An 11,729-nucleotide genomic window follows, 5' to 3' on the forward strand; every position below is an offset into this window, starting at 1 on the left:
TTCATGTTGCCATGCGGCGCTATGCCAGACGAGGCCAGCCGAAGACGGCGCCCGGACCGACGTCGATCGGCGGCGACCGGCGGCGACGTCAGCGCCCGGTCGACGCGATCCGGCAAACTCGCTCGGCACGACCGGCGAGGCGTCAGGCCGACTAGACTGGCCAAGCCGGTCCGGGTCCGGCCTGTCGATGGGAGTGGTGCTGTGCAGACGGCGCACCGGTGCTTCGTGGCGGCGATGGCGGCGGTCCTCGTGGCCCTGGTGGGCTGCCTCCCACGCGCCGCCGCGGCCGACGTCAGGATCCCGATGGGCGGCGGCGCCGGCATCGTCATCAACGGGGACACGATGTGCACCCTGACGACCATCGGCGGCGATTCCGCCGGTGAGCTGATCGGATTCACCTCCGCGCACTGCGGCGGTCCCGGCGCTCAGGTCGCCGCCGAGGGCGCCGAAAACGCCGGCATCCTGGGCACCATGGTGGCCGGCAACGACAACCTCGACTACGCGGTGATCAAATTCGATCCGGCCAAGGTGACGCCGACCGCCAACTTCAACGGCTTCGCGATCAACGGCGTCGGCCCGGATCCGGCCTTCGGCGAGATCGCCTGCAAGCAGGGGCGCACCACCGGAAACTCGTGCGGCGTCACCTGGGGGCCGGGCCAGGACCCGGGCACCATCGTCATGCAGGTCTGCGGCCAGCCGGGTGACTCCGGGGCGCCGGTGACGGTCAACAACATGCTGGTCGGCATGATCCACGGGGCGTTCAGCGACAACCTGCCGACCTGCGTCATCAAGTACATCCCGCTGCACACGCCGGCCGTGGTGCAGTCGTTCAGCGTGATCCTGGCCGACGTCAACGCCAAGCACCGGCCCGGCGCGGGGTTCACACCGCTACCGGCCTGAGCCGGCTACTTCGCGGCTTGGATCGCGTCGAACACGCCGGGGTCGAGCAGCGTCGACGTATCTCCGAGCTCCCGCTTCTCGGCGACGTCACGCAGGAGCCTGCGCATGATCTTGCCGCTGCGCGTCTTGGGCAGCTCGGGTACCACATGGATCTCCCGCGGCTTGGCGATGGGTGAGATCTCCCGGGCCACCTCGGCGCGCAGCTCCTCGACGACCCCGTCGTGCACCTCGTACTCGGCGCACAAGACGACGAACGCGCAGACGGCCTGGCCCGTGGTCTCGTCGGTCTTCGCGACCACCGCGGCCTCGGCGACTCCGTGGTGACCGACCAGCGCCGACTCGAGTTCGGCACTCGAGAGCCGGTGGCCCGACACGTTCATCACGTCGTCGATGCGGCCCACCACCCAGATGGCGCCGTCGCGGTCGTAATAGGCGCTGTCCCCGGCGAAGTACCAGCCCTGCTCGGCGAACCTGGACCAGTAGGTCTCGACGTAGCGCTCGGGATCACCCCAGATGCCGCGCAGCATGGACGGCCAGGGCTGGTCCAAGACGAGGTAGCCGCTGACGTGTTCGCCGTGATGGACGGTCGGCGTCAGGTGATCGCCGTGGTCGTCGACGATGCTCGCGGAGATGCCCGGCAACGCCCTCATCGCCGAACCCGGCTTGGCCGCGGCGACCCCGGGCAGCGGGGAGATCATCGCGGAGCCGGTCTCGGTCTGCCACCAGGTGTCCACGATCGGAAGGCGCTCGGCGCCGATCACCTTGCGGTACCAGCGCCACGCCTCGGGATTGATCGGCTCGCCCACCGTGCCCAGCAGCCGCAGGCTGGACAGGTCGTGCGCGTCGGGGATCTCGCGACCCCACTTCATGAACGTGCGGATGAGCGTGGGCGCGGTGTAATAGATTGTCACGCCGTATTTTTCGATGATCTCGAAGTGCCGGTGCTGGGTCGGCGTGTCGGGTGTGCCCTCGTAGAGGACCTCGGTGGCCCCGTTGGACAGCGGGCCGTAGACACCGTAGGTGTGTCCGGTGACCCAGCCGATGTCGGCGGTGCACCAGAACACGTCCGTCTCGGGCTTGAGATCGAAGACGTAGTAGTGCGTGTACGAGGTCTGGGTCAGGTACCCGCCGCTGGTGTGCACGATGCCCTTGGGCTTTCCGGTGGTGCCCGAGGTGTACAGCAAGAACAGCGGCTGCTCGGCGTCGAAGGCCTCCGGGGTGTGCTCGGGCGACGCGGCGTCGACGGCGTCGTGCCACCACAGGTCGCGGTCGTCGTCCCAGGACACGTCGATTCCGGTGCGGCGCACCACCAGGACGTGCTCGACGGGGCTGTCGCCGTCCGGGCCGGACTCGGCGTCCTTTCTGACGGCCTCGTCGGCCGCGTCCTTCAGCGGTGCCGGCTTGCCGCGGCGGAACTGCCCGTCGCTGGTGATCAGCAACTTGGCCTGCGCGTCGGCGATGCGGGCGCGTAACGCCTTCGCGGTGAAGCCGGCGAACACGACGCTGTGCATGATGCCCAGGCGGGCGCAGGCCAGCATCGCGATCACCGCTTCGGGGATCAGCGGCATGTAGATGGCGACGCGGTCACCGGCGACCAGGCCCAGGCCGGTCAGCGCGTTGGCCGCCTTGCACACCTGCTCCTGCAGCTCGGCGTAGGTCAGGCTGCGGCTGTCGCCCGGCTCGCCCTCCCAGTGGATCGCGACGCGATCCCCGTTGCCCGCCTCCACGTGGCGGTCCACGCAGTTGTAGGCGACGTTGAGCTTGCCGTCGGCGAACCACCTGGCGAACGGGGCGTCCGACCAGTCCAGCACCTCGGTGAACGGCGTCGCCCAGGACAGCCGACGCGCCTGTTTGGCCCAGAAGGCCAACCGGTCCTCGTCGGCCTCGCGGTACAGTTCCTCGCCCGCGTTGGCCTGCGCGACGAACGCGGGGGCCGGCGGAAACGACGACGGGCCTACGGCGTCGGTGGCGGTCACTGGCTTCCTCCTAGTGTCGAGGCTCGTCAATCGTCAGAGAGCCTAGCCCCACAAGGTGAAATGCAACGCCCGAAATGGAGCTCAAAGTGCGCGCGGATGGCGGATAATCACCGCTGTGCCGGGTCACGGGCGGCGGATTCGCCGACTAGTTCCCAGCTTTGCAACGGCCGCAACGGTTTACGCGGCCACCGCCATGCTGGGGACTCCGGCGTGGGCCATGCCGGCCGACAACGCCGACGCGCCGACCCCATGCTGGTCGGACCAGATCGCCGTCACCGCCTCGCCGGCTCAGGCCGCCGTGGGCCACCGCGCGACCACCCTGGTGTTCAGCCTCGCCGGCGGCGCGGAGCCGTGCACGCTGACCGGCTACCCCGGGGTCGACTCGGGTGCCGGTGGGCCGCTCATTCATGCGCAACCCACGCCGCGCGGCTACATGGGCGGCCTGCCGGGCGGCGCCGACTCCCCGCCCACCGTCATCCTGTCCCTGTCCACCCAGGCGCAGGCCGTCGTGGAGGGCATCGCCATCGATGCCGACGGCGATCCCTGCCCCACCTACACCGAGCTGCTGGTCAACCCCCCGGACACGACCGTGGTGCTGACCGTGCCGGTCGCCATCGACGCGTGCGCGCTGCAGGTGCACCCCGTCACGCCCGTCTGAAGCGGTGTCACGAGTCCGCCCGCGCCAGGCAGTAGACCCGAGCCGGCTGCGGGTAGCTGACCGCCTTGTCGCCGGGCGGGCATTGGCTGGCGTCCACCGTGCCATCGATGCGCTGCGCCACTTTGACCTGAATCTGGTTGGGGTTGCCGCAGTCGCCCGGTCTGAGGCTCACGGATTCGCCGTCGCTGATGAACAGGTAGCAGCGGCCCTGTTGCAAGTTGACGATGAAACACAGCGTCGTCGAATGATTGCTGGCGCGCTCGTAGATCGAGTGCTCCCGTTTACCGTCGGGGCAGCTCGCTGAGGCGTCCCCCTTGAACGCCAGTTCGTAAGTCGCGGCGGGGTCGGTGCAGCCACCGCTCGGGTGGGCATCGAAATGGTTTGCCTTGTAGTCGTTTTCACTGATGCACTCGCCGACCCGCAGCAACGAGTCACCCCGGTGCTCCGACAGCGCTCGGGCCGCGTGGAGGAGGATGTTCAGCCCGCCCAACGCCAGCAGGACGATACCGATGGTGATGAGCGCGGTGGCCGACTTGCCCTTGGATTGCCGCGGGGGCACGGCGGGCGGGCAGCCCGGGTAGGAGCGGGGTACGGGCCCGGATACCCCGTCGGCGGTGGCGGTGGCGGATAGCCGGGGTGGTACGGCGGCGGGTAGGGAGGAAGCCGCCGACGCCGGCGCGAGCGCTCCCACACGCCGATGATCAGACACACCAACCCGATCGCGGGGACGCCGAGCGCGAACATCAAACGCCCCGCCTGCTCAGCGGCGGATTCATCCGATGCCAGATAGGCAACGATCACGGCGCGAGCCTAATCGACGATGCCGTACCGGACACTTCACCGCCGGTGCGGTCGGCAGGCCCTAGGGTCGGGTGTCATGCGTCGGATGCGGGTGCTGATCCTGGCCGCCGGCTTATCGGCGGTCGCGTCGCTGACCGCGTGCGGCGGCGGGGCGCTGAGCCCCGAGCTCGTGGTGGTCAACGGAGGTGAACCGCCCAATCCGCTGATTCCGACCGCCACGAACGACAGCCTCGGAGGGCGGATCCTGGATCGGCTGTTCGCCGGTTTGGTGTCCTATGACGCCGCCGGCAAGCCGGCGCCGGAAGTGGCGCAGTCGGTCGAGACGACCGACAACGCCAACTACCGAATCGTTCTCAAGCCCGGCTGGAAGTTCACCGACGGCTCGCCGGTGACGGCCCATTCGTTCGTCGACGCGTGGAATTACGGGGCGCTGAGCAGCAATGCGCAACTGCAGCAAAGCTTCTTCAGCCCGATCGTCGGGTTCGACGACGTCGCGGCCGCCAAGCCGAGCGCGACCACCATGTCCGGGCTGCATGTGGTCAGCGACCTGGAGTTCACCGTCCGGCTCAAGGCGCCGACCGTCGACTTCACGTTGCGGCTGGGACACAACGCGTTCTACCCGTTACCGGACAGGGCTTTTCGGGATATGGCGGCGTTCGGCCGCAACCCGGTCGGCAACGGCCCATACGAATTGGCGGACGGTCCCGACGGGCCGGCCTGGGAACACAACGTCAAGATCGACTTGAAGCCCAATCCCGACTACCACGGCAACCGAAAGCCGCACAACAAGGGGCTGCGGTTCGAGTTCTACGCCAACCTGGACACCGCTTACGCCGACCTGCTGTCCGGTAATCTCGATGTGCTGGACACGATTCCGTCCAGCGCGCTGACCATCTACAAACGTGACCTGGGCGGCAACGCCGCCAGTGCACCCGTCGCGGTCAGCCAATCGCTCGACACGCCGCTGCGGCTACCGCATTTCGGGGGCGAGGAAGGACGACTGCGCCGCTTGGCGTTGTCGGCGGCCATCAACCGGCCGCAGATCTGTCAGCAGATCTTCAACGGCACCCGCAGCCCGGCCCGGGATTTCACCGCCAGCTCGCTGCCCGGCTTCGATCCACACATCCCGGGTAACGACGCATTGGACTTCAGACCCGAACGGGCGCGCCAACTCTGGGCGCAGGCCAACGCGATCTCGCCATGGAGCGGGCGGTACTGGATCGCATACAACGCCGACAGCGGGCATCAAGAGTGGGTGGACGCGGTGGCCAACAGCATCAAGAACGTGCTGGGCATCGATGCCGTCGGCGCGCCACACCCCACGTTCGCGGGCTTTCGCACCCAGATCACCAGCCGCACCATCGATACCGCGTTCCGTGCGGGCTGGATCGGCGACTACCCGTCGATGATCGAGTTCGTGGCCCCGCTGTACGCCACCGGAGCGGGATCCAATGATGTCGGATACTCGAGCCCGGAGTTCGACGCCGCGCTGGCCGCCGCGGAGGCCGCCCCCGACCTGCAGCGGGCCGACGTGCTGGTCAACGCGGCCCAACGAATCCTGTTGCACGACATGCCTGCTGTGCCGCTGTGGTACTACATCGCGGTGGTCGGGTGGTCGCCGCAGGTCAGCGGCGTCAAGCTCACCTGGAACGGCCTGCCCGACTACGAGAACATCGGCAAGGCCTGAGCCATGGGCTGGTACATCGCGCGCCGGATCGCCATCATGGTGCCCGTCTTCCTCGGTGCCACGCTGCTCGTCTACGGCATGGTGTTCCTGTTGCCGGGCGACCCGGTCGCCGCGATCGCGGGGGACCGTCCGCTCACGCCCGAGGTCGCCGCGCAGCTGCGGGCCCGCTACCACCTGGACGACCCGTTCATCGTTCAGTACCTGCGCTACCTCGGCGGCGTTCTGCGCGGCGACTTGGGCCGCTCCTACTCCGGCCTGCCAGTGAGTAGCGTTCTCGCCCACGCCCTTCCGGTCACGCTGCGGCTCGCGCTGATCGCCCTGGTCGTCGAGGCGGTGCTCGGCATCGGCTTCGGGGTGATCGCCGGCCTGCGTACCGGCGGCCTGTTCGATGCGGGCGTGCTGATCATCGGCCTGGTCATCATCGCGGTGCCCATCTTCGTCCTGGGGTTTTTGGCCCAGTTCGTCTTCGGGGTGAAGCTGGGCATCGCGCCGGTCACGGTGGGCGAGCGGTCGACGTTCGGGCGTCTGCTGCTGCCCGGGATCGTGCTGGGTTCGGTGTCGTTCGCCTACGTGGTGCGGTTGACCCGGTCCGCGGTGGCCGCCAACGCGCAGGCCGATTACGTCCGCACCGCGACCGCCAAGGGGTTGTCCCGGCCGCGCGTGGTGGCGGTGCACATTCTGCGCAATTCGCTGATCCCGGTCGTCACCTTTCTGGGCGCCGACCTGGGGGCGCTGATGGGCGGAGCCATTGTGACGGAAGGCATTTTCAACATCCACGGCGTCGGCGGTGTGCTGTATCAGGCCGTCACCCGGCAGGAGGCGCCGACCGTGGTATCGATCGTGACGGTGCTGGTGGGGATCTACCTGATCACCAACCTGGCCGTCGACCTGCTGTATGCCGCCCTGGACCCGAGGATCCGGTATGGCTGAGCCGTCGGCACGGCGCAGCGGCTTCTGGCGGGACACCTGGCGCGGGTTGCGGGGGCGCCCGAAGTTCGTTGTCGCCGGCCTGCTGATCCTGTTCATCGTGCTCGTCGCGATGTTCCCGGCGCTGTTCACCGGGGCCGATCCCAGCTACGCCGACCCCGCCCAGAGCTTGCTCCCGCCGTCGCGTGCGCACTGGTTCGGCACCGACCTGCAGGGCCACGACGTCTACGCCCGCACCGTCTATGGCGCGCGGGCCTCGGTCACCGTCGGCGTGGGGGCGGCCCTGGTGGTGTTCGTCGTCGGCGGCGCGCTCGGCGCGCTGGCCGGCTTCTACGGCGGCTGGGTCGACGTGGTGGTCTCGCGCGTCAGCGACGTGTTCTTCGGGTTGCCGCTGCTGCTCGCCGCGATCGTGCTCATGCAGGTCATGCGGCACCGCACGGTGTGGACCGTGATCGCCATCCTGGCGTTGTTCGGCTGGCCGCAGGTGGCCCGCATCGCGCGCGGATCGGTGCTGGCGGTGCGCGCCAGCGACTACGTCCTGGCTGCAAAAGCTTTGGGGCTGAGCCGCTTCCAAATCCTGCTGCGCCACGCGCTACCCAACGCCCTGGGGCCGGTCATCGCGATGGCCACCCTCGCCCTGGGCGTCTTCATCGTCACCGAGGCGACGCTGTCCTACCTCGGTGTCGGGCTGCCGAGCACCGTGGTGTCCTGGGGCGGCGACATCAACCTGGCCCAGACGCGGCTGCGGGCCGGCTCGCCCATCCTGTTCTATCCGGCCGGCGCGCTGGCGATGACGGTGTTGGCCTTCATGATGATGGGCGACGCGCTGCGCGACGCGCTCGATCCGGCGTCCCGGGCGTGGCGGCCATGACCGGGGGACCGCTGCTGGCTGTCGAGGGCCTCGAGGTCCGCTTCGGCGATCAGGCCGCCGTGCGCGGCGCGGATCTGACGATCCTGCCCGGGCAGACCGTCGCGGTGGTGGGCGAGTCGGGTTCCGGGAAATCCACCACGGCCGCGGCGATCCTCGGGCTGCTTCCGCCCGGCGGCCGGATCACCGCCGGGCGCATCCTCTTCGACGGATCCGACCTCGCCGCGGCCGACCACCGGACGCTGCGGGCGATCAGGGGCCGCGAGATCGGCTACATACCCCAGGACCCGACGACCAACCTCAATCCCGTCTGGAAGGTCGGCTTCCAGGTCTCAGAAGCGCTGCGGGCCAACACCTCCGATCGCCGGACGCGGGAGCGCGCGGTGGAGCTGCTGGCCCGGGCGGGCATGCCGGACCCGGCGAAGCAGGCGGGTCGCTACCCGCACCAACTGTCCGGCGGCATGTGCCAGCGGGCGTTGATCGCGATCGGGTTGGCGGGCCGGCCGCGGCTGCTGATCGCCGACGAGCCGACCTCCGCGCTGGACGTGACCGTGCAGCGGCAGGTGCTCGACCACCTGCAGGGGCTCACCGGCGAACTCGGCACCGCACTGCTGCTGATCACCCACGACCTGGCACTGGCCGCCGAACGCGCCGAGTCCGTGATCGTGATGCGCGCCGGGGTTGTGGTGGAATCCGGTGCCGCGGAGGCGATCCTGCGCGACCCGCAACACGACTACACCCGGCGGCTGGTGGCCGCGGCGCCGTCGCTGTCGGTCAAGAGTCGGGCCCGGCCCACGGGTCACCGGGCCTCCGGCGACATCCTCGTCGCCTCGGAGTTGACCAAGGTCTACCGCGAGTCGCGCGGGTGGCGGCGAACGCGGCACCCGGATTTCCGTGCCGTCGACGGGGTTTCGCTTCGGCTACGGCGGGCGAGCACGTTAGCGATCGCCGGGGAGTCGGGTTCGGGCAAATCCACGCTGGCGCGGATGGTGCTCGGCCTGCTGTCGCCGACTTCGGGCACGGTCGTCTTCGACGGCGCCCGCGTCGACGCCGCACTGAGCCGGCAGCAGCAGCTGGCCTTCCGGCGCCGGGTGCAACCGGTGTTCCAGAACCCTTACAGCAGCCTGGATCCCATGTACACGGTGTTTCGCGCCATCGAGGAACCGCTGCGCATCCACCGCCTCGGTGACCGCGGGCAGCGCGAGCGCGCGGTACGTGAGCTCGTCGACCAGGTCGCGTTGCCGTCGTCGGTCTTGGGGCGGCTGCCCCGCGAGCTGTCGGGGGGTCAACGGCAGCGGGTGGCGATCGCCCGGGCGCTGGCGCTGCGCCCGGACGTGCTGGTGTGTGACGAGGCGGTCTCCGCGCTCGACGTGCTGGTGCAGGCGCAGATTCTGGAGTTGCTGGCCCGCCTGCAGGCCGAACTGGGCCTCGCCTACCTGTTCATCAGCCACGACCTGGCGGTGATCCGGCAGATCGCCGACGAAGTCCTGGTGATGCGTGCCGGCCGCGTGGTGGAGCAAGCCGCCACCGAGGAGCTGTTCACCAGGCCGCGGCACGAGTACACCCGTCAGCTGCTGGAGGCCATCCCGCGCGCGCCGGTGCCACCGGGATAGGTTGGCAACCTGTGACGGCTGATCCACTGGCTCCGCTGATGGAGTTGCCGGGCGTGGCCGAGGCCAGCGACCGGGCCCGCGACGCGCTGGGTCGCGCCCATCGCCACCGGGCCAACCTGCGCGGCTGGCCGGTGACCGCGGCCGAAGCGGCGTTGCGGGCGGCCCGCGCGTCGTCGGTGCTGGACGGCGGACCCGTTCGGTTGGAAGACCTCGCGGACGCGGCGGGGGTGAGCGATCCGGTGTTCGGCGGGGCGCTGCGGGTAGCCCAGGCGCTGGAAGGCGGCGAGGGTCCGCTGGTCGGGATCTGGCGGCGGGCGCCGCTGCAGGCGCTGGCCCGGCTGCACATGCTGGCGGCGGCCGACCAGGTCGACGAGGACCAGCTGGGCCGGCCGCGCGCCGATGCCGGCGTCGCGCAGCGGCTGGAGTTGCTGGCGGAGTTGGTCAGCGGCGGCACGCAGGCGCCCGCGCCGGTGGTCGCCGCGGTCGCGCACGGCGAACTGCTGACGCTGCGGCCGTTCGGCAGCGCGGACGGCGTGGTGGCCCGCGCCGTGTCGCGGTTGGTGACCATCGCCAGCGGGCTGGATCCGCACGGACTGGGTGTGCCCGAGGTGAGTTGGATGCGGCAGCCCGCCGACTATCGCGACGCGGCCCGGGGCTTCGCCGAAGGCACCGCGGCCGGGGTGGGCGGCTGGCTGGTGCTGTGCTGCCGGGCGATGCGAGCCGGTGCGCAGGAGGCTCTGACGATCGCCGAGTCGCTGTCGGGTTGATAGCTGGACCGGTGACCGGAGGGCGGCGGAAAACGCCGCCGGACAATGCAAAGCGGGCGACGTCCCGAAGTATTCGGTCCGCCGCCCGCTAGCACGGAACTCGGTTACCATGCGTGCATCTCGGGGCTGCGTGGGTTGGCCTCGGCGATCTTGCGATGCTTCCGGTCGCAACCCCACCCAAAGGGCCGTCGACGCCGTCTACAATCCGCAATTACGCAGGCCCGCAACACTTCTGCCATTATCGCGGCTATGACTCCGCGTGGGTGCCGAGCACCGTGCTGGGCGCCCGGGTCGGGAGATCGAACCTTCTCTTCCGGATCGACCTAGGCCTCACCGGGCTTCCGTGGTTCCTTTGTACTACTAGACCCTTAACGCAGCAAGGCCCAATTTTGCGAAAGTTGCGAAGCGGTGCCGGAAATGCGTTTGCTGTGTATCCCCGGGCGCGGGCTAGAACGCGAAGCGGCGCAACAGCGAATAGGTGACCGCGCCGGCGGCCAGCGCACTGACGCCCACGGCTGCGGTCGTCGCGATCGCCGCACCCGACGGCGCCGGGATCCGGTCGCGCAGCGACACCGGCCGCGAGAAGGACAGCACGGGCCACCCACGCTCGACGGCTTCCCGGCGCAGTCCGCGGTCGGGGTTCACCACGCTGGGATGCCCGACGGATTCGAGCATCGGCAGGTCGGTGATCGAGTCCGAGTACGCGTAGCAGTGCTCCAGCGGGTAGCCCTCCCGGGCGGCCAGCTCGTGGATCGCCTGGACCTTGCCCTCGCCGTAGCAATAGAACGCGATCTCGCCGGTGTACCGGCCGTCCTCGACCACCATGCGGGTCGCCATCGCGTGCGTGGCGCCGAGCGCCCGGGCGATCGGGGCCACGATCTCCTCGCCGGAGGCGGAGACCACGACGACGTCGCGGCCGCACAGCTTGTGGGCGGCGATCAGGTCCGCGGCTTCGGCGAAGACCAGTGGCGTGACGATGTCGTGCAGCGTTTCGTTGACGATCGACTTGACCTGTTCCACATCCCAACCGGCGACCATGTTGGTCATGTGGATGCGCATCCGGTCCATCTGGTCATGATCGGCCCCGGAGAGCAGGTAGATGAACTGGGCGTAGCTCGACTTGAGCACGGCGCGGCGGTTCAGCAGTCCCTGGTTGAAGAACGGTTTGCTGAACGCCAGGGTGCTGGACTTGGCGATGATCGTCTTGTCCAAGTCGAAGAAGGCCGCGGTGCGGGCCCGGGGAGTCGTGTGCTGCTCATCGGCCGGGTCGAAGACGGTCACGGCCCCAGCATAGGTCGGTGCTCCGCCGGCGCTGCGGTCTTGGGCCCGAAATGGCCGCTCAGCAAAGTGGGACCTACGGTAACGGCAGTGTTCTTGCGGCTCAACGTGTTCTTTCATAGAAAGAGCTATTGCGTTACCGCGGCTTGGCATGTGTATAGTAAGCATTACTCGGCCTGAGCCGAGGGTGCATCAGCCCGACCCCCCGGGGCTGATGCACGACGACCCTCGCCTCCTCCCCCCCTGGCGGGGGT

General features: G+C 69.3%; 10 protein-coding genes. 7 read left to right on the forward strand and 3 right to left on the reverse strand.

The window, feature by feature from the left end; translation table 11 throughout:
* Positions 1 to 201 precede the first annotated feature (201 nt).
* Positions 202 to 900, forward strand: coding sequence for a S1 family peptidase (locus C1737_RS21500; RefSeq protein WP_102419414.1), 699 nt, complete (start codon positions 202 to 204; stop codon positions 898 to 900).
* A 5-nt stretch (positions 901 to 905) separates the two neighbouring features.
* Here the strand turns inward: C1737_RS21500 and acs are convergent, their stop codons facing one another.
* On the reverse strand, positions 906 to 2,876 hold the full coding sequence (gene acs, locus C1737_RS21505) for an acetate--CoA ligase (protein ID WP_102419415.1): 1,971 nt from the start codon (positions 2,874 to 2,876) through the stop codon (positions 906 to 908).
* 115 nt (positions 2,877 to 2,991) lie between these two features.
* Between acs and C1737_RS21510 the strand changes: the two genes are divergently transcribed.
* Positions 2,992 to 3,534 carry a DUF4232 domain-containing protein gene (locus C1737_RS21510; protein WP_199182900.1) on the forward strand — a complete coding sequence of 181 codons (543 nt, stop codon included), beginning with the start codon at positions 2,992 to 2,994 and terminating at the stop codon, positions 3,532 to 3,534.
* A gap of 7 nt (positions 3,535 to 3,541) precedes the next feature.
* Here the strand turns inward: C1737_RS21510 and C1737_RS21515 are convergent, their stop codons facing one another.
* On the reverse strand, positions 3,542 to 4,225 hold the full coding sequence (locus C1737_RS21515; RefSeq protein WP_233214804.1) for a hypothetical protein: 684 nt from the start codon (positions 4,223 to 4,225) through the stop codon (positions 3,542 to 3,544).
* A gap of 186 nt (positions 4,226 to 4,411) precedes the next feature.
* On the opposite strand from C1737_RS21515, the gene C1737_RS21520 reads away from it, so the two are divergent.
* Genes C1737_RS21520 through C1737_RS21540 form a run of 5 tightly spaced genes read left to right on the forward strand, consistent with a single transcriptional unit; the run spans position 4,412 to position 10,197 of the window.
* Positions 4,412 to 6,022 (forward strand): ABC transporter substrate-binding protein, encoded by a 1,611-nt coding sequence (locus C1737_RS21520; protein WP_102419416.1) that lies wholly within the window; start codon positions 4,412 to 4,414, stop codon positions 6,020 to 6,022.
* A 3-nt stretch (positions 6,023 to 6,025) separates the two neighbouring features.
* Positions 6,026 to 6,952, forward strand: a complete 927-nt coding sequence (locus C1737_RS21525) for an ABC transporter permease (RefSeq protein WP_068097984.1) — start codon at positions 6,026 to 6,028, stop codon at positions 6,950 to 6,952.
* On the forward strand, positions 6,945 to 7,820 hold the full coding sequence (locus C1737_RS21530; protein WP_102419417.1) for an ABC transporter permease: 876 nt from the start codon (positions 6,945 to 6,947) through the stop codon (positions 7,818 to 7,820). Before C1737_RS21525 ends, C1737_RS21530 begins: the two co-directional genes overlap by 8 nt.
* The gene (locus C1737_RS21535; RefSeq protein WP_102420062.1) at positions 7,817 to 9,430 is read left to right on the forward strand and encodes an ABC transporter ATP-binding protein; all 1,614 of its coding nucleotides are present in this window, start codon (positions 7,817 to 7,819) and stop codon (positions 9,428 to 9,430) included. The genes C1737_RS21530 and C1737_RS21535 overlap by 4 nt, the downstream gene beginning before the upstream one ends.
* A gap of 11 nt (positions 9,431 to 9,441) precedes the next feature.
* Entirely contained in the window at positions 9,442 to 10,197 is a 756-nt protein-coding gene (locus C1737_RS21540) for an oxidoreductase (RefSeq protein WP_068097985.1), read from the forward strand.
* A gap of 447 nt (positions 10,198 to 10,644) precedes the next feature.
* On the opposite strand, the gene C1737_RS21550 is transcribed toward C1737_RS21540, so the two are convergent.
* A complete protein-coding gene (locus C1737_RS21550; RefSeq protein WP_067925231.1) occupies positions 10,645 to 11,478 on the reverse strand; it encodes an HAD-IB family hydrolase in 834 nt (277 codons plus the stop codon).
* Between the last annotated feature and the right edge of the window lie 251 nt (positions 11,479 to 11,729).

The sequence above is a fragment of the Mycobacterium sp. 4858 genome (genome assembly GCF_900240975.1).
Lineage (GTDB): Bacteria > Actinomycetota > Actinomycetes > Mycobacteriales > Mycobacteriaceae > Mycobacterium.

Bases quoted from the DNA above. Each gene is read 5' to 3' on its own strand.
- C1737_RS21520 (WP_102419416.1), top strand. From the start codon at position 4,412: ATGCGTCGGATGCGGGTGCTGATCCTGGCCGCCGGCTTATCGGCGGTC.
- C1737_RS21525 (WP_068097984.1), top strand. From the start codon at position 6,026: ATGGGCTGGTACATCGCGCGCCGGATCGCCATCATGGTGCCCGTCTTC.
- C1737_RS21530 (WP_102419417.1), top strand. From the start codon at position 6,945: ATGGCTGAGCCGTCGGCACGGCGCAGCGGCTTCTGGCGGGACACCTGG.
- C1737_RS21535 (WP_102420062.1), top strand. From the start codon at position 7,817: ATGACCGGGGGACCGCTGCTGGCTGTCGAGGGCCTCGAGGTCCGCTTC.